This window comes from Serratia sp. Z4 (genome assembly GCF_009900725.1).
Classification (GTDB): Bacteria; Pseudomonadota; Gammaproteobacteria; order Enterobacterales; family Enterobacteriaceae; genus Serratia; species Serratia nematodiphila.
Genome location: NZ_JAAABD010000013.1, coordinates 22,134 through 38,934, shown reverse-complemented (window position 1 = coordinate 38,934; position 16,801 = coordinate 22,134). Strand labels below are relative to the sequence as shown.

20 protein-coding genes are annotated in these 16,801 nt (G+C 53.7%); 2 read left to right on the top strand and 18 right to left on the bottom strand.

What is annotated here, in order from left to right; all coding sequences use genetic code 11:
* Positions 1-269: 269 nt before the first annotated feature.
* From GT753_RS24440 to mobA, 5 genes are all read right to left on the bottom strand, one after another.
* Positions 270-1,310 (bottom strand): toxin co-regulated pilus biosynthesis Q family protein, encoded by a 1,041-nt coding sequence (locus GT753_RS24440; RefSeq protein WP_160126071.1) that lies wholly within the window; start codon positions 1,308-1,310, stop codon positions 270-272.
* Positions 1,311-2,184: 874 nt separating this feature from the next.
* A complete protein-coding gene (locus tag GT753_RS24435) occupies positions 2,185-2,385 on the bottom strand; it encodes a TraY domain-containing protein (RefSeq protein ID WP_072270311.1) in 201 nt (66 codons plus the stop codon).
* Positions 2,386-2,501: 116 nt separating this feature from the next.
* Positions 2,502-2,777: a hypothetical protein gene (locus GT753_RS24430; RefSeq protein ID WP_060442014.1), complete on the bottom strand. Its 276-nt coding sequence runs from the start codon at positions 2,775-2,777 to the stop codon at positions 2,502-2,504.
* A gap of 123 nt (positions 2,778-2,900) precedes the next feature.
* On the bottom strand, positions 2,901-4,856 hold the full coding sequence (gene traI / locus GT753_RS24425) for a TraI/MobA(P) family conjugative relaxase (RefSeq protein WP_160126070.1): 1,956 nt from the start codon (positions 4,854-4,856) through the stop codon (positions 2,901-2,903).
* 7 nt (positions 4,857-4,863) lie between these two features.
* Positions 4,864-5,196 (bottom strand): plasmid mobilization protein MobA, encoded by a 333-nt coding sequence (gene mobA / locus GT753_RS24420; RefSeq protein ID WP_060432402.1) that lies wholly within the window; start codon positions 5,194-5,196, stop codon positions 4,864-4,866.
* 243 nt (positions 5,197-5,439) lie between these two features.
* On the opposite strand from mobA, the gene GT753_RS24415 reads away from it, so the two are divergent.
* Complete coding sequence (locus GT753_RS24415; RefSeq protein ID WP_216842817.1) at positions 5,440-5,772, top strand: hypothetical protein; 333 nt, start codon at positions 5,440-5,442, stop codon at positions 5,770-5,772.
* Here the strand turns inward: GT753_RS24415 and GT753_RS24410 are convergent.
* From GT753_RS24410 to GT753_RS24365, 10 genes are all read right to left on the bottom strand, one after another.
* On the bottom strand, positions 5,769-6,623 hold the full coding sequence (locus tag GT753_RS24410) for an LPD29 domain-containing protein (RefSeq protein ID WP_160126069.1): 855 nt from the start codon (positions 6,621-6,623) through the stop codon (positions 5,769-5,771). The genes GT753_RS24415 and GT753_RS24410 overlap by 4 nt on opposite strands.
* A 44-nt stretch (positions 6,624-6,667) precedes the next feature.
* The gene (locus GT753_RS24405; protein ID WP_160126068.1) at positions 6,668-7,084 is read right to left on the bottom strand and encodes a protein TraE; all 417 of its coding nucleotides are present in this window, start codon (positions 7,082-7,084) and stop codon (positions 6,668-6,670) included.
* A gap of 824 nt (positions 7,085-7,908) precedes the next feature.
* Positions 7,909-8,790: a DUF4942 domain-containing protein gene (locus tag GT753_RS24400; RefSeq protein WP_160126067.1), complete on the bottom strand. Its 882-nt coding sequence runs from the start codon at positions 8,788-8,790 to the stop codon at positions 7,909-7,911.
* A gap of 59 nt (positions 8,791-8,849) precedes the next feature.
* Complete coding sequence (locus GT753_RS24395) at positions 8,850-9,110, bottom strand: hypothetical protein (RefSeq protein ID WP_128869045.1); 261 nt, start codon at positions 9,108-9,110, stop codon at positions 8,850-8,852.
* 86 nt (positions 9,111-9,196) lie between these two features.
* Complete coding sequence (locus tag GT753_RS24390) at positions 9,197-9,490, bottom strand: hypothetical protein (RefSeq protein WP_060432400.1); 294 nt, start codon at positions 9,488-9,490, stop codon at positions 9,197-9,199.
* A 456-nt stretch (positions 9,491-9,946) separates the two neighbouring features.
* Positions 9,947-10,375 (bottom strand): dehydrogenase, encoded by a 429-nt coding sequence (locus GT753_RS24385; protein ID WP_160126066.1) that lies wholly within the window; start codon positions 10,373-10,375, stop codon positions 9,947-9,949.
* A 556-nt stretch (positions 10,376-10,931) separates the two neighbouring features.
* On the bottom strand, positions 10,932-11,657 hold the full coding sequence (locus GT753_RS24380; protein WP_160126065.1) for a plasmid SOS inhibition protein A: 726 nt from the start codon (positions 11,655-11,657) through the stop codon (positions 10,932-10,934).
* Positions 11,654-12,094: a conjugation system SOS inhibitor PsiB gene (psiB, locus tag GT753_RS24375; protein WP_160126064.1), complete on the bottom strand. Its 441-nt coding sequence runs from the start codon at positions 12,092-12,094 to the stop codon at positions 11,654-11,656. Before psiB ends, GT753_RS24380 begins: the two co-directional genes overlap by 4 nt.
* Before the next feature lie 41 nt (positions 12,095-12,135).
* The gene (locus GT753_RS24370) at positions 12,136-14,190 is read right to left on the bottom strand and encodes a ParB/RepB/Spo0J family partition protein (RefSeq protein ID WP_160126063.1); all 2,055 of its coding nucleotides are present in this window, start codon (positions 14,188-14,190) and stop codon (positions 12,136-12,138) included.
* Positions 14,191-14,276: 86 nt separating this feature from the next.
* Positions 14,277-14,567 carry a ribulokinase gene (locus GT753_RS24365; RefSeq protein ID WP_160126062.1) on the bottom strand — a complete coding sequence of 97 codons (291 nt, stop codon included), beginning with the start codon at positions 14,565-14,567 and terminating at the stop codon, positions 14,277-14,279.
* Between the two features lie 361 nt (positions 14,568-14,928).
* Here GT753_RS24365 and GT753_RS24360 point away from each other — a divergent pair, with 361 nt between their 5' ends.
* The gene (locus GT753_RS24360; RefSeq protein ID WP_160126061.1) at positions 14,929-15,108 is read left to right on the top strand and encodes a hypothetical protein; all 180 of its coding nucleotides are present in this window, start codon (positions 14,929-14,931) and stop codon (positions 15,106-15,108) included.
* 166 nt (positions 15,109-15,274) lie between these two features.
* Here GT753_RS24360 and GT753_RS24355 read toward each other — a convergent pair whose 3' ends face one another.
* The 3 genes from GT753_RS24355 to GT753_RS24345 form a co-directional block, all read right to left on the bottom strand.
* Complete coding sequence (locus GT753_RS24355; RefSeq protein WP_160126060.1) at positions 15,275-15,673, bottom strand: DUF1380 family protein; 399 nt, start codon at positions 15,671-15,673, stop codon at positions 15,275-15,277.
* 56 nt (positions 15,674-15,729) lie between these two features.
* Positions 15,730-16,155, bottom strand: a complete 426-nt coding sequence (locus GT753_RS24350; protein WP_094887923.1) for an antirestriction protein — start codon at positions 16,153-16,155, stop codon at positions 15,730-15,732.
* A gap of 424 nt (positions 16,156-16,579) precedes the next feature.
* Positions 16,580-16,801 carry a hypothetical protein gene (locus GT753_RS24345; protein ID WP_060432392.1) on the bottom strand — a complete coding sequence of 74 codons (222 nt, stop codon included), beginning with the start codon at positions 16,799-16,801 and terminating at the stop codon, positions 16,580-16,582.

Genomic DNA, 16,801 nt, shown 5'->3' with positions numbered 1-16,801 from the left:
TGTAGTAACTGACCTGAGAAGTATTGAGCGTCACGCCATTTCCTGTTGGATCATGAACATGACATTCAGATTACAAAACCGGCCAGAATAATCAGCACCAGGCGGACTGAGTTATTGTCGTCTCATATCCAAAGCACTATCCAGAATATGGTGCATAGGACGATCACGCCGACGTTCACTTTGCCGCGATAACTCATGCAAACCTCCAGGAGATAAGGCTGCGGATGCAACCTCTGAACAGAAGGGGAAGGGTTGTTACTGAATGTCCATCAATGGATTTCCTTGTCATCAACCGAGATGACACATTGGACATGGCGAATACCGGCATACAATGGCACTTTCGCCGTACCGTATAAGGTGAACAGGCTATTCAATGCATCCCGGAAACTGCCTTCAAACTGGAGTGGGGCGTCGATGCGGTAATTCACCGATGTCAACCAGGCGACAGTCCAGTTAGCGACACCAGGGGTGGAACACTTCTCTGCCGCCGCCCAACTGAACAGGGTATCTTTCAACGTGCTCCCCGCTTCGATCCGCCAAACCTTTGGTTTAATGACCGATTTGGGCAGTGTTAACGAAGCTGTAGTTTTTACCGCCGGGGTTGGGCTCGAGGTGGCTACCGGCTTACTGCCACCAAATGGATTACGGCCTGATACCACACTGCCTTTCTTATCGGTTACCGCTGGGGTTGAGGACGGAGTATCTGATGCGCTTTTAGGCGAATTTGCAGCCACGGCGCCAGGAGTAAATTCAACAGATTTAGCCGCGACGGAAATCCGTTGGGTTGACCAATCGACCAGCGCGACCTTGCCCTGTTGCTGCAGCACGTCATCCAGCACAAACGGCCACTGATCGTTACCACGCCATTGCAGTGAAGTGCGGACATCCGGTTTAAGCTCTTGAGAGAAAGTCACTTGCCAACCAGGAGGGGTAATCTGCCGTATAGCCTGACGGAGCGTTGAAGCTTTGCCCGGCTTGGCAAGCGTCAGACTGGCTGGCCGCTCTCCGATATAACGGATAGCCTGCAGGGTAGGTACCGGCTGACCTGCAAGCGCCCTGGGCTGAATGACCTCCGGCTGACGCCTCAACGATGTGGCTGCTGGCCTGGACTCAGGAACCGTCCGCACCGGTTTTAAACGAACCCGGCTGGCTTGGGCCAGATCCGCCTGTGCTCGCTGAATTATCGGTATTTGCTCCTGGATCAACGAAGTCACAAACTCTTGAGCCGGAACGCGCGGCGGCGAAGATGGGCTAATAGCACATCCACTCAACACCACCGGCGCCAGGGCAACGGGGAGAAATATTTTCAATAGAGTCACCTCAATTACGCAGTGGGATAAACAGGAAACTAGACAGGGGTATTGCTGAATAACGATTTTTGGAAGTTTATTTAGTAACAGTTCGGCAAAGAATATTTGCACAGGCCACCGCACGTTCAAAAGGCCGGGTACGCGATGTAGGTAGAGAGGGGTTTATAGCGGAGGATGAGAGCCTGTACTTTTTCTTTACCTGTACTTTTGTATTACCCAGGTAAAATAACGTATCGCGTCTAATTCGCTTTCTTTTACGCGTTCTGTTTATTTTCTCTATATCAGGGGCAATTAGTGTCGATAGTTCGGAGAACTCACAGGAAAAAGTTTGTGATGAGTTTAACTTTCCTTTTGCCATCAACATCTCCTTATCCGAATGTAAACTGCTGTTCAGGCAAGTCCACTCGTTAGAATGGACTTGCACAAATCTCTTTTGCGTCAGCATCCTTTCACTGCCAGTGTTGCCCGTTCACGCCCATTCACCCCGCCCTCGCGGGTGGTGCTAATCTTCTCTACAGGCAGATCGTACCCATAGATACATTGCATTTTTGCATAGGGGTCTTAACAGTTACGGAATACTGTCCGACTTTCCATTCGGGGTTACTCCCATTGAAAAATCACATAACCGCTAAGCGGATAATGTGTATAAGTAACCCCGGTTGTTAAAAAGCGGGCGCCACCTTTTTTCAAAGGCCACGAGCACCCCATCCCAACGGACGAATTATTCATTTCGTGATAATTCCTCACGGGCAATCACCCAAAATTCAAAAGATTCCAGGTAATAGAAGGCCCTGCGAGTTAACGCCATATATTTTTATAATCACTAAACAAACTAATAAAATAGAGTTCCCTGGTGTTGGATCTCTATAGGGTGCTACTTGGATTCATCAGAAAGGAAACGGCGGCCAGGCACCGCAATATCTGTAACTGTTTTTAGATGATCGGCAAGTCGAATTGTCGCCTCTTTAACTTTGCTACGACCTGAGCGCTTTGCGGCCTGAGTCAGCAACCGATTAACATCAGGGCTCATTTCGATAACGGTCTGTGCGGCTTTCCATTGTGACTTATCAGTCATTTATTATAATTCCCTACATCTTCAAAAGAATTATGGCGAGATTAATCCTTTCTCCTAAAATGCGAAACCCCCTTTAAAAGGGGGTTGACGTATTAGTTAAACTGTGAGTCTAAAATTCAATTTGGTTGCAGGGTGTCAATGGCAATCAACAATTCAAGGTTTAGCTTAAGCTGGATCGCCGTCCCCATCGTAGATATCGACGTTAAGTGCATTCGATGACATGCTGCTTTGAGAGAATCTTTGACAGTGTCCTCCGATACATCTCGAAGCTGAGCAATCGTTCCCACAGGGATTCCTGTCGAGTACATATAGGCGGTAGCCAACTGAGTGAGTGTTAAATCCGGAAAATACTTGTGTAATGCCTTAAATTGGCTAGGATCGATGGCAGCCATGGCAGCCTCCCGTACAGGTTGTTATGGTTAGCTGGTTGTACAGGCCTTCAACCCTGTGCAATCAGCGACTAATAATATGATTTACATTAATTATCTCGCTTTACTTTTTATCTACTGCTCTGTTTAAGGACGTGGTCCCCAATACGAATTTACTGTTGGTGCATCATCGTCGCGATCATCAGCTTGACGAGATCCAGCTGGAGCGTCATAACCCATTTCTGGTCTAACGTGGCGATGCTCGAGAACCTCGGAGCGACCGCGCTGCCAGTTGTCTGTTGGCCGGAACACCTCTTTTTCCTGCTGGTAATTCAGGCGACAGCCCTCAACCAGTACGCGGTCTACGAAATCGTCGGTGCCAACAACCTCAACTCGCTCACCACTTTTCGTGCCGGCAATTTCTGCAGCCAGGTGGTAATTCGCGGTATCGTCGTAATCCTCAAACCCGGGCTTAATCTCAACCTGGCTACCACGATCGACTACACCGACAACCCCATCCCGCAGATATTCAACTGTACCGTTCCGGTGCAGACGAGTTGCATGGGTAGACCGTTCGAGCAACGGTGAGTCGTCGGCGACACCAAACACCAATACGCTGTCTTTATGCTTATTCGGAGCGGCGGCTTTCGCTTTACGCTTCTCACGATACGCCCATCCACGCAGCTGGCTAATAGCGGCAACATCCCCCGTTAAGGCTTCGCGCTCCACCCAGGAACGGTAAGACAACGGACGATATTGTCCAGACTCAAACAGCGTCTTACGTTCCTCTCGGATCTGAATTCGTAGCTCCGCTGTTGCTTTCATTCGCTCGAACTCAGCAACGCGATACATCAGTTTTCGCAGCAGAGGGTCGCGGTAGCTATGGCGAACATTACCCTTCATTGCCTGATAATGTGCGGCAAGCTCCTGATAGCGTGCTCTCACGTTCAAGTCTGGTTTTACCCATGTATCGCGGTATTTTTTATAACGCAATTTGAGGTCATCACGCGCAGCAGCCCTTTCTTCACGACGCTCTTTTCTCGCCTCCCGATCGCGCACCTGGAATTCAGGTTGGTAGTGGTTATAGATTGCATACGCCCCCTCTTCCAGGTCTTCAGAATTAAAGCTTGGTGGAGCTTCGAACTGACCAAAATATGGTTCAAGCCTGGTCTTAGAAAGAGACGGATGAACATCAGATGCCTTCACCATCATAGTATCTGGTCGCACGATATCGTATATAACCAACCCGCCCGATTGTTCACGCAACCCCAGACCATTGGCATGCATCAGAAGATGAAAATAGTTCCAGCTTGCAGTCTTGTTCTTGATGGCATCGGTGATTTTTGAGCGCACCTGCCGAACCGCATAATGATATAGGCTTTCTTTGTCAGAGAAGATCTCCCGCTTGGCAGCTCCCTGTGGAGCATTACGAAAACGCCAGGGTGCACGACGCAATGTATTGTTATCACCCCACACCCAACTGCCATTATCTTGTTTGAAGCCAAAACGTTTTTCCAGAACGCGGCAACACTGTTGTAAGGTGTCTGCATCATTCCACAAATTGGCTGCGCGATACGTTTCCGGATTCACACGATTAACTGCGATGTGGCAGTGAATATTGTCGGTATCACGATGGATAGCGGTAACAAATTGGTGGTTTGCCATCCCCAGCTTTTCCAGGCAATGGCGAGCGCTATCAAACACCTGAGACGGTGTCGGAGCCTCATCCTCTTGCCAGGATAAAATGAAGTGATAGACGGGGTCTTTACAGTGCCTATTCTGCGCAGAAACCATATTCATTTCAGCTGCAGCTGTCTCTAGTGAAAAGCAATTTGTTTCACATTCAACGCCCCCGACAATGACTTGCTCTCGCCCATCAGGAAAGCTAGCGACAACCTGCATGGGTGAGAAATCATTACGCCGCTCAACATAGTCTACCAGGCGATCAAAAATAGCCTGACTGGAGCGTGAAGAGGTCTTTGAAGTCTTATCAGGCGTGATAACGTCATCAGGTTTTTTCTCATCCCGCAGACTCAGGTAGCCGACCAGCTTCATAAAGCTGGTGCCGCCGTCTCGTCTTTTTGGTGGGATGATAACGTTCATAGTGCCCTTATTCGTTTGCTGGTACGAGATTCAAATCCAAAGCGATGATAGCCTTCTTCACTTCGACCAGCACGTCAGAAAACTGCTTACTGAGTTCCTGAGTCATCTGGTCTTGCATTTGGGTGTAGAGGTGTTTTTGTAAACCACCCAAACGAAGAAGTTCGTTCATCAAGCGTGTGTCTGTTCGTGTCATTATCTTCCGGTTCAGCGCGGAGCGCCGCAGTAACTCGGAAGTGCTTATCCCTGCTGCCTTGGCCTTGCCTTTGATGGCCTCAGCCTCCTCTTCGGTGCATCGGATTTGGATGATTATTCCTTTCTGACGCGACTCGCTTTTCGACATAGCTCAACCTCTAACTACTCAACCGGGGTGTCGGGGCGTAGCCCTGACCAGGTGTTTTGCATTATCGACTGCGTGCAGGCGGTAATGACAAAACATTTCCTGTCCGTAATTTTACTACGTCTATCCTTTTGGATGCGAGCTATTTTTCGCCTGATTAGGCGTCAGTGAGGGGGCGGGCTTGGACTCTCAGAAGTGATATGGTTTAATGTGGTTACATCTACTATGTCTAAATCAGAGGGTTACATGGCAGGAACTAAATTTTATACTCAGGATCAGCTAGAAGAAGCAAAACTGGCGCTCGAATCCTTACCTGATTTGACACCTAATAAAATCAGCAGAACTGAGCTTTTGGAATCACTAAAAGAAAGCATTATCACCTTAGCAAAGTCAAAGGGATATACAGCATCAGAGATCAAATCAGCGTTACAAACGGTAGATATATCAGTAAGCGAGAAGGCGATATCAGATATCATCCGAGCAACAAAATCTACAGCAAAAAAACGTGGAAGGAGTAACGCTAAGCAGGAGACAAACCATAATGAAAATGGCGGGGTTACCCGCCACATCATTGACTAAAACGATTTTAGCATGAGTCTGATTTCACTTTGCAAGTTATTATTGAACAATGGGTTCACATTTACCGCGAACAACTTTCCCTTTTTGTATGAATCTACATCAGCCCATTTAGGAACCTTATCACCATAAGTTTTTCTGCACAGTGATATCGCTTTCTCGATGAGTTCATCGCTATAATCTCTGTCTATAGAGATGAAATTTATACCACCATAAACAACATTGAATGGACTTTCGTTATACTCGTAAACATCCTCCATACTGTTAAAATATCCGCTCTTAAATTTTCTTGTTATCTCTTCAACTTTGTCACAAGTTGGGCCATCAATCCAACGCACTGAGATTGAGTTATAGCTTACTTTCTTTACAGAAAATTTAACGCCAGAAAAATTTTTCTTAAGCAGTAAACGAATATTTGAAGATACTACTTCTGCCACACTGCTATTATTATTTTCTACTTTTTTAAGGTGGGAAAAATCAGGTAGGAATTTCAATCTTTGAACCTCTGCCTCAAAGACTTCTTTCATATCTTTTTTTGCTTTCTCATTCCTACATTCTTCCTGTAATGCGACAGACAAAATTTCATCAAGTTCTGACGGTGTACACACATCATCACAGATCTTCCACTGAACACCCTGTAAAATACTTTCAGACACTTTCCTAAGAATTTTTCCGCAATGAAACACAATATCAAGGTCAATTCTTTCACCATAAACTATTTCATTTCCAGGAAAATTTATAACGTTTTCTGGTAGAAGCTCACCATGGACACCGAAAATTACGCCACGGCCATACCCGTAAAGATTGGTGTAAACAGTCTGCCCAACCTTAAGAGATTTATTTTCGATTTTCATATTTAAACTCCATGATAAATAGCGGGGACATCGCCCCGCATAAATTAGAAAATTGGGGACAACATGCCATAGCGTTTTAATGGTTGCATGATCTCATCGTATATGCCTCCATCAGCTGTAACGATCACCACGAACCCTGTATCAAGGCAACGCCAACACTTCGAATTCAACGGGACAAATCGATAATTATTTGTACTTAACGCGACATCCTGAACTGGCTCTATTTCTGTCACCGAATAGATATCGTAATGAACATTCTTACAATGCTGCCCGAATCTAAAGGCGGCATCCCATGCACTGCTTGCAAGGCACATGTAGGTGCAGTTTCCATTCATAGCACCATCACTTGAAGGCGCAAAAAATCGAACTGCGAACTGACCAAGGCGGCAAGTTTCAAAGTCATTAAGATCACATCTTTCGGAAGATTCTAGAGCAGCGGTGTTGACGTTTTGTGTGTTCATTCTGATTTTCCTCTTGTCGATGGTTAATCCATCTCTCGGTGAGTTCCGTCGCAGCGAAGGGCAAAGGAGCAACGACGAACGGCGCAGTGCCAGGGCGACGACGAAAAGTTTTTTTGACCGAAGGAAAGAAAAAGTTTTTGACGGCGGCGTAGCGCTCCCCTGGTACTGCGCTGGGCGACGGTGCTACCCCCTGCCCTCTGCGCCGGTACTTATCGAGTGATGGGCAACGACAGAACTTTGAGAATGAACACATCCGGCACGCCGGAACGGCGGGACGTCTCTAGCGGTGGCGCCGAAGGAGCCACCAGTGAAAGCGGCGCCGGCACTTGCCGGCTGTAAGCGCCTGCTGTTGACATTGGCTCTCAGACCCTAGCCGGCAGGCCCGAAACCGCTCGCGGGTTCGGCGAGATTTGTCAGCCGCATACGGCTGACTAGTCGAGTGGGGCTGATGGTCGGGCGCATGCGACCGGCCACCGCAGGGAGCTTCAGCTCATTGTGTTTTTTTTCAAGCCAGGTGAAAGGAGAAATAGGCGTCAAAGAAAGGAAAACATCAAACAGCGATATCGAATTAAAAGGGGCATTACTGGACTGGATCATACCCAGAGGGCCGAAAGCAGCCGTGGCGAAGCCACAGGGCTTTTATCCGCCCGGAAGCCTTATAGCAGTTAACACCTCAACAGTTCGCCACTATTTCTGCAGTTTGCACACTCAAGCCATGATCACAGAATAATGACAAAATGGCACATTGGTTAAAATGTATAATGATCGGGCATATTTTCCAGGCAGGGATTTCCCTGCCTGCCTCCTTAGGTCTAACTTACTGGTTACAAGCGAGGTGGCAACATCCCTGGGAACTGGCGCGCCACGATATCGTTAATTTTATTTACCAGATCGGGGCGTTTAAAAACGATATGTCCTGTCCCTTTGGCAAAGCCCTTAACGGTAAAATATTCAAGATCACACAACTCGCTAATTTTGTTGCCAGTGCCAAAGAAATCAGCGTATTTTTGACCGTCTCCTGACCTGAAGTCCGGCACCGCCTTCCCATCAAGCAAATAAAATGGACGCGCCAGATCATCGAGCAGTTGTTGCCCTTCCCACGTGAAACTTGATTTCCCGTACCGCCATGTGCTGAGAAAGCGTTCTACGATGATCTTTTTCCCAAGGCGGCATGGGCTGTTGGTTTTGTAGTCCCATGACAGGCTGCGAAATACATCTATTACCCCCTTCTCAAAGGTAACAACCTTGTCGGCATTAAGTTGTTTGAACGTCGCCAGCACCGTATCAAGCGTGACCTCCGGACAATCCTTGCTGTTCAGTTGACGATCCCACTCATCCCGCTGTTTGCTGCTCATCAGCGTGTACATACCGGTATCACTCAGCAGCCGATCCCAAACTTTCCGATCAATCAGCTTGGCAACCGCATCACCGTATTTTTCTGGTTTGCCTCGCCAATCCAACGCCTGTTTGACCACGTCGCTGTAACCATACAAATATTCTTTGTTGGCCGCCTCTGAAAGCTGTTTAGCAGCCGTATGGATCAATGCCATTCCCTCCATGAATTGAGCAATGCCACCATTTCGCTGCGCAATAATGCGGTCAATAGATACAGAGGGAATAACTTCCCCCCCTTGGGAAGGATTAACGGTAATATCTGCGATCACACCCGCGTTATCACGGGTCTGTTCTAAGGTTGAAAATGTCATGTGTTTCTCCTTAATGAGTTGGGTAAAACTGCCGTCCAGCAGGACGGCAGTTCGTGTTATCAGGCGTAGGCCCGTTTCAGTTCTAACGTGCGCAATACCTGCCCCAGCTCACTACCGCGCATAGCCGGAATGCGTACCGGCTGGCGTTTACGCTGACATTTTGCAATATGCCGCCCCAATGCACGCAGTTCAGGTTTAACTGCCGTAGCCTCGAGGCTGTCCCGCAGTATGCGGGTTTGCTTTTTCGGCGCTTCGTTATTTGCCGCCAATTGCTTTACATAAGAGTCAGTTGATGTAATGATTGAAACTTCAATAGTCATAGTTTTACTCCAATCGATTATTGAGAGCCGGGCTAACTTTCCTAGGGGTAGACCGGCACGAGAAAGCAGCGGAAACGCTGCTTTTTTCATTTACGGATTTGCGTTTTTGGGTTGAAAACCTCCTTTAGATCACGTTGAACTGCGGCTGATTGTTCTTGTTCAACCGCCCGTAAAACGGCTTCAATGGCCGAGGCCAGCGCATAAGTATCGGGATAACGGCTACCTCGCGGCAGTCTGCGATTTGTAATTTCATTCAGGACATACAGGCATTCCTTCAATAAAATTGGCATATCGTTCTGACAGATAGCGTTCAGCCTCTCCCCACATCTTTCCGAGGGCTCCTGAGCGGCGGTTTTGACGTTGACGTTCTGTGTGTTCATTCTGCTCTCCTGCCTGGTGGTTAATTCATCTCTCGTCGGGACCTTTCGCGGCAAAGGGCGAAGGAGCGACAGACCTGGGCAGAAAGCAAGGGCGCCGAAGGCGTGCCATTTACCCTTGTTTTCTGAACGGGGATGGTGCTACGAACAGCCCTCCGCGTAAGGGTCTGACGGGAGATAACCTCCATATCAAGAGAGAATGAACACACCCGACACGGCGTTATTACGCCGGGGCGTCTGCAGCGTTCCTCGCCCAGGCGAGGAACAGTGAAAAGCGGCGCCGGCACTGCCGGCTGCAAGCGCATGCTTTTGACGTTGCTGTTGGCTTTCAGACCTGAGCCGGCGGGCCCGAAACCCGCAGGGGTTCGGCGAGACTTGCCAACCGCTTGCGGCTGGCTAGACGAGTAGGGCTGATGGCTGGATGAGTGCGGCCAGCCACCGGAGGAAGACCATAGCGGTTTAGTTATACGAATACTCCACTGCCATCTCGAGCGCCAAGCGGTAGCGAGCATGCTCCCAGGCGCGCTGACCGATTTCACCGAAGCAGCGTTGCGCTACGCGTTGCCCTCTGACCCAATATTGGATCATTTCGTAGGCCACCCGCGGTTTGTCCGGGAGTTTATAGTCAGCACCGCAGTTTTGGACGCGCTCTGTCATCCGCCTGAAAATCTCATAGAGTGCCTGCTCCAGCTCGTCGTGGGACGTGCTGCTTTGCGCATACAGATCATTCAGGTCGTCTAAATAGCGAAACTCCATCTCCATCGCTCGAACGGCTGCGGGATATTGCACGCCGGGCTTTTCCCACGGCTCAGGGGTATCTGGTTCGCAAAATTCCTCACATCTCTCGGCAGATTCTGCAGCGGCGGTTTTGACGTTGTTGGTTTTCATTCTGGTTTGCTCCTTCTAGGTTCCATCTCTCAGCGAGTTCTTTGCGGCAAAGGGCGAAGAAGCGACAGACCAGGAGAAAAACAAGGGCGCCGGAGGCGTGGCTTGCCAGTACCTTGTTTTTAGAACGGGGATGGTGCTACGAACAGCCCTCCGCAAAAATTCGCAGAGAGATGGCCACTGGTGAGTAAGTTGAGAATGAAAACCCTCGACACGGCGGAACGTCGGGGCGTCCTTAGCGATCGCCGGTAACCGGGGAACAGTGAATAGCGGCGCCGGCACTGCCGGCTGCAAGCGTGCCTTTCGCGTCAGCGATGGACGCCCGCAGGGGGGCGACGGCTCGCCGGCGCCATGCGCAGCACGACAGCGCGCCCGGACGCCCAGCGCCGCATAGCATCGCCCGGCAAATCGTTCAGAATCAGCACATCCATACCTGACCGTCGCCGCTGCACTATCAACAAGAGCCTTATCCCCTGCCGAAACCACCGACATACCTGGCACAGGAATGAAAGAGCAACAAGCCGCAGTGGCGCAGCCACTGCAGCCTGTTGTCCGGGGTTTAGCGGCCTAACAGGCGATTCGGCAGCCGCGCCGCGTTATCGGTACGTGCTTCAGCGGACAACTCATCGCTGATCAGACTGACCTGCAAGCGGGCTTCCCAGAACGGCATGGCAGCCCAGAGGTAACTATCCAGTTCGGCCAGACAGGGAAACCGCGCCGTCCATGCCAGCACCAGCCCGCTCAGGTCATCCTCGACAAGTCCCTGTTGCTGCGCACGCCGCACCCAGCGGTCAAGCTCGCCCGGCGTGATGAACGCCAGCTCGATTTCCGCCTGCGCCAGCCGCACCTGATAACGTCGCCGCTTGTGCCGCCGGAGTGTGTCATCAATGCGCGCCTGACGGGTGTGTTTCATCGTCAGCCGATGTTCGAAGCGCTGACGGCGGCGGCGGTTCACTTCCGGGAACAGCGTATCGCGAGTGTCGCCCGGCAACGGGGAATAACAGTGCTCCCCCCGGCTGGCAATCAGCGTGTCGAGTGCGTCAATATAGTCTTCCTTGCGCGTGGCGCGGCGACGATCGACGGGCCGGTAGGTCACGTCTATCATGCGGATGTCCTTGGCTGAAAGGGTAGGCCGCCCGGTTAAATGGCGGAAAAACGCCGTGGCATACGGGTAGGCGGACATCCGTCTGCCTGCCTCACGGCGGGCTTCGACCTGCGCGATGGCTTGCCAGACGGCCTGCCGGTACGGGTGCCACGGCACCAGAGCAAGATGGTTTAGGATCACAGGCAATGTCCTCCCATCCGCAGCGCGACCGCCAGCTTTTCCGGCCGCCATAACCCCAGCCGGTAATAACCCGCCACGGTATGCAGCACCCGGTTGACCGTGGCCGGGGTGTAATGCTCATCAAGGTACAGCCACGCCAGCGACTGACCGCCGTCAAACGGTAGCGTCATTGACCAGTTCGGCACCTCCGCGCCCGCGCTGCACAAATAGAGCGCCGTCGCCTCATCCCCTGCCGGGCTTATCCGGCACACCACCGGCACGCGCCCGCAGAACTCGCAGCCCTCTTCCGCCACCACGCGCCAGCCCTCCGGCAACGCCAGCTGGCTCAGCACTGCGCAGTTGAGCATCACCCGGTACTCCCTGCCCCGATCGAGGTACTGCTCCAGTTCGTCGGCGCTCATCGCCGTCAGTGTTTCCAGATTGAATGCATTTTTCATCGCTGTTTTCTGCCGCCCGATGGGCGGCAGCTCCCTGTCGGTTAGGCGGCGGCGCTGTTGTCAGCGTCCTGTAAAGTGGTGGTGTCCTCGGCCACCGGCAGCAGGCACTCCGGCACCCAGCCGCTGGCGGTCAGTTCATCCTCGGCCAGCTGCGCGGCGTCGCCCTTCTTCATCTTGAGCACCGAGGCCGCCTGCGCCACCTTCCCGCCGTCAAGTAGCGCATCGCTCATTAGCTCCTTGCTGATGCGCCCGAAGTAATTGGCCTTGGTCGGTTGCCACCAGTCGCGCAGCGTGAAGTCCAGCGCGTGCTCGAGCGTCGTCAGGGCATCGCCGACTTTGCCATCCTTCGCAGGCCATAGTTGCACGGCATCGAGTGACAGGCCGACGCAGTACGCCAGCAGCGCCACGACCTCGGCCTGTTCCCTCGTCAGCAACCATGTGAAATCGGTATTCCACTCCGGCGGCAATTTCGCCTCCCACTGCGCGTGCAGCTCGCCCAGTTGGCGATCGGCGCGGCTCCCTTCCGCCGTCGGGGCTTTGGTCAGCAGCTCCGCACGTTTTGGGGTCAGGCTGGTTTGGAGCAGTGATCCGGCGTAGCGCGAACCGAACACTTTCACGGCCAGCGTGTGGGTGTGAAGCGCCAGCGCGACGGCCGGGTTCTCGACCAGCGCCCCCATCACCGCCAGTGTGCGTTCCGCCGACAGGCTGGTGATCAGCGCCGCCGACAGCCCTTTCTCCTTGGTTTTCGGTGCCGTCGTTTCAGTGGTCGCTGCGCCCTCGCCGTTGTCATCCCCGGACTTGTCGGTTGCTTCGCTCGCCCGCAGCACGATCCCGCGCTGGTAAACCACCTCCCCGTTACGCAGGGACGCCACCACTCCGCTGCTGCTGCGCATCGCCTGCGGCCATGAACGGATGATCACCTGTGCGGTCAACCGCGCAATATCGGCTTCGACAGTGTCGCTTTCGACGTTCAGCGCGTGGGTATCGGTATCGACATCCGCCGCCTCGAATGCCGCTTCCAGCTCGCGGAACCGCGCTTTCAGACGGGCGATCTCGGCCTGTTCGTCAGCGGTAAATTCCGGTTGCGGTTCGGTCAGCTCGCGGTACAGCTCCGCGTCCTCACCCCATGTTTTAATGGCCGAAATTCGCCCTTCCGCCCAGCTCCAGCCCTCGTCCTCGGCCACCTGTTGCGCCAGCGCGTGCAATTTTTCACGGGCAAGACGCTCCAGCATCGCCGGTTCGGTCAAAAAGCCCTCGTCGGTAAACAGGTCGAATTTGAAGGTGCCGCCCGCCGCCTCGTAGATCTCGCGCCCGACGAACGCCAGCTGGCTGTTGTCCCTGGCCGAGACTTCACCTTTCAGCACCGCCTCGCGAAGGTGCTGCGGCGCGGCCGCCCAGCCGTAAGCGTTTTCCCAGACGTCACACTGACGTTGATGATCGTCGGTGGCCGACAGCGCCTGCAGCTGGTCGAGGGTGATCTGGTCGTCGGCCGGCGCATCGAGCAGCACCGGTGCTATCGTCGCCAGACGCAGGCATCGCTGAACGTGGCGCGTGCTGAACCCCAGCAGATCGCCGATCTGTGCCGGGGTTTGACCGTCTGCCGACAGGTCGCGGAACGCCGTTACCTGATCGGCCGGGTGCATCTGCTCGCGCTGGCTGTTCTCCATCATCGACACCACGCGCGCCATCGCCTTGCTGACGACCAGCACTTCAACCGGGTAATCGTCGGTCACGATGCCGTCCGGGGTGGTCTTGTCGGCGTTGTTCTCCTGTTCCATCAACCAGCGCAGCGCCAGCGTGCGCCGCTCACCGGCGGCAACGCCGTAGCGGCCATCGTCCATTTCGAACACGACCAGATTCATCAGCAGACCGGCTGAACGGATGGAAGCGGCCAGCCCCTCGATCGACGTCTGCGAGGACTTTTTCTTGCGCACGTTCAGGTCAGTCAGCACCAGTTGGCCGAGCGTGGCGGTTTTGCGCACGGCCTTGGCCAGCGCCGCCTCGATTTTTTCCGCGAGGGGGTTTTTCTTGGCTGTAGATTTGGCCGGGCGGGTTGTTTTGCCCTTGGCCGGTAAGGTAGACTCGATGTTAGACATAGTGGTTTCCTCTCAGTTATCACGTGTTGTGCCAGTCCCGATGGCGTCAGGACTGGCGGTGAGAAAGCGGCTGCAATGCCGCTTTTTTATCGCCCGCAGTTAAGGCTCCAATGGGTCATGGTCATCTGATCGCTGGCAGCCACCGGCCAGCCCCCGACGAGCCACACCGAAATGGTGTCGAAATCCCCAAAGTCCGCGAACACCTCTTCCGCCCCTGCCGGTACGACCGGCGGTTCAATGGTGCCGGTTGAACGACCGCACACCGCCTTCACATAGCAAAACAGGTCATACACCTGCGGTATGGTCAGGGCACTGTTGGTCTGTGCAGATGCTGCTGTAGGCTTCGTTGTCGCGCTGTTGACGTTTTGTGGGTGCATGTTGCATTCCTCCGGGTGGTTGATTGATGCCGCTGTGAGTATTCGCCGTCGCGAAAAGGCTGAGTCAGCGCGGCGGGGAGCGTCGGCAAGGGGCGGAGACGAAAAGTTTTTTGACCGCAGGGAGGAAAAAGTTTTTGGCGGAGTGCATTTCACCCCTTGTCGCTAAGCGAAGCGCTGTGCTGTTATCAGCCGCGACGGGAAGGCTCACTGCGGCAGACGTACCACGGAAGAATGAACGGGCCCCCACCCGACACGCCGGCGCGACAGCGGCCGGGGGGGCGACCTTAAAGCGCCTGTGGCGCGGTGCGTTCCCTGCGCGGCGCGGCAAGCTTGCCGCTGCAAGCGTGCCCTGGCGTCAGTGATGGAAGCCCGCAGGGTGGCGACGGCAAGCCGGCGCCATGCGCAGCACGACAGCGCGCCCGGACGCCCAGGCACTACCGCATTCGCAAAGTGCCTGGTGAAACAGGAAGAGGAAGAGGAAGAGGAAGAGGAAGAGGAAGAGGAAGAGGAAGAGGAAGAGGAAGAGGAAAGATATCCTTGAACATACCAGACAAGAAAGGCAAGTCCGGTACATTCTCCGAATGGCAGCGTCAGCGGGCGGCGCAGCGGCACGCCTCGCCTGCCTGCCGCTGCAAGCGGCGGCAAGGGGTTTCGCGCGCTCACAAGTGAACCTCTATGCCGCCCTACATACGCAGGACGGCAACAAATCAGAGCTGATTAAGCAAGCCGTCGATGGTGTGCATGGCCTCCCGCTCATCCTCCGTCATTTCCTCGGCGCGGTCGCTATCAAGCCGGTTGGCGGCAAAATGTAACAACCGCTGTAATTCAAGCTTGTTGACCGTTACGCTATCTGTTGCGGTTCGGGCTTCCACTACCCCCCGCATGACTTCAGCCACAAATTCATGCCCTATGCCACGGCGCTGATATTCGTCAATGTCTGTACAGCCCATGGTTTCCAGTATCGCCAATACATCCTGAGGGGTGGGATTGTGCTTCTCCAGGGCATACCGCACTGACTGAGTGTCCCATATCAGCACGGTGATCGGTTCTTCGCTGCCGTACTCACGGAATAATTCCGCTGCCACTTCTTTAACACTGCCGAACATATTATTTTCCTCATTATTTTTACAGGGCGGCCATGCCGCCCTCGGTGAAAATCCTGTCAATCCAGCGCGCGAATGATGTCGCCGCGCTCCGGGTGCGTCTCGATGTAGTTCCAAAGTTGCTCTTCCCGCTGCATCAGCAGTTGCACCAGACCGGCATTGCCCCGATCGTGATGCACCCAGCATCGTCGGTTGATGGCCAATGCAGTCAGTACAATGCCGGCAGCGTCGCCGCTGACGGTTTTGTCAAACCAGTTGTCGGCGTTGATCAGGTGTACGCGATCGCTATCGGGGGCCATATAGCCGCCGCCCTCCGGTAAACGGATGAAGTGCCAGAAACCGCCGCTGTACTGCGGCAGATAGCGATCGGCGAGCGAATACACCTGCATTTCGGCCGAGAGAAAATCATCGCCGAACATATCCGGCAGGAATGACAGACGATCGGATTCGCATACCTGCAGCGTGATGGAATGAGCATGTTGCATGGAACTACCTCCAGAGTTTCAGGGTTCGCGACACCGGCCGGTGCCGTACCCATTCGAAAGGCCGGCCTTGAGGGCGGGGAACAAGGGCGCCGTCAAAGCCGCAGCGCAAGCCCGTTGCGCGGCTGAATGCCCGTAACGGGCGCGAACGGGTGCCGACGGCGAGCATCGCGGCCCTTGTGCCACAACCGTGCCGGACTAGCGTTTGGGTACGGCACAGGCCGTCACCACACCAGGGCGTCAAAGGAAAAGAATTTAGAGAGGTGTGGGCAGGCCCAGCCTGCGCCCGTTGCGGCGCCGGCTTCGCCGGCAAGTGCCGCGTGGCGGTTCAACGGACGCGGGGCGTTCGATGCGCCCCGGCGTTCGCAGGCTTACAGCAAGGCAACCCGGGCAGGTTTCCCCTGCCCGATCGTATCCAGCCTGTCGTTCAATCCTTGAAATGGTGTTCCAGCTCGTTGATCGTCTTGTAAATTTCGACGTAACGATCGTGCGCGTCCCGCAGGATATGGCCGGCAAGGCGCTCTGCCAGCACGTCACTGTTCCAGTAATACGTACTCACCAGTCCCCGCAGCCGCAGGTGCAGATCACACATGTCGTTGGACAGTGCCGCAATCGCGGCGCGCAGTTCTTCATTTCCGGTGTAATTCAT